This is a genomic window from Kistimonas scapharcae, assembly GCF_039540975.1.
Lineage (GTDB): Bacteria > Pseudomonadota > Gammaproteobacteria > Pseudomonadales > Endozoicomonadaceae > Kistimonas > Kistimonas scapharcae.
Map to the genome: position 1 here is coordinate 1 of NZ_BAABFL010000145.1, position 574 is coordinate 574.

The following is a 574-nucleotide window of genomic DNA, read 5'->3' on the forward strand; positions in this document are numbered from 1 at the left end:
CCCGAGTTCGCTGCTGCCGAGAAGGGTTACACCTTTGTAGCGCACCAGCAGGAAGTCGGCACGGGTTACTTCGATGACATGACTACCGTTATCCAGGGTGGCCAGTCTTCTGTAACAGCACTGACCGGTTCTACTGAAGAAGAACAGTTCTAAGACAGACGTCTTGAATCTCGTATTAAAACCGCCGGTTTCTGCCGGCGGTTTTATGTCAGAAAGCGTCAAAGCTGTTTATCCTAATCTGCGATCTTGTTTATGAAGCATCAAAGATACGCCCAGGTGTCTGACCAAAGTTCTTTTTGAAGAGATTATTGAACGCACTCAAGCTAGAAAATCCCACCTCCATTGCCGCGGTTGTAACCGGTAGCCCTTGAGCCAAACGTTTCAATGCCAGAAAAAGTCGAGCCTGCTGCCGGTACTCGACATAAGAAAGCCCGATATCTTTACGAAATAACCGGCTCAACGAACGACTACTGATGTTGATGTCTGCCGCCCTGATCTGAAGCAGTAAAAATGGACATCCGCCTAAGCTGCCTTTGCCAACTCAAAATTCATGGGAGTCATATACCCCAATGAA

The 574-nt window shown here is 47.9% G+C and carries 1 protein-coding gene; it reads right to left on the reverse strand.

What is annotated here, in order from left to right:
- Positions 1–250 precede the first annotated feature (250 nt).
- Positions 251–505 carry a helix-turn-helix domain-containing protein gene (locus ABD892_RS27070; RefSeq protein ID WP_425559224.1) on the reverse strand — a complete coding sequence of 85 codons (255 nt, stop codon included), beginning with the start codon at positions 503–505 and terminating at the stop codon, positions 251–253.
- Positions 506–574 lie beyond the last annotated feature (69 nt).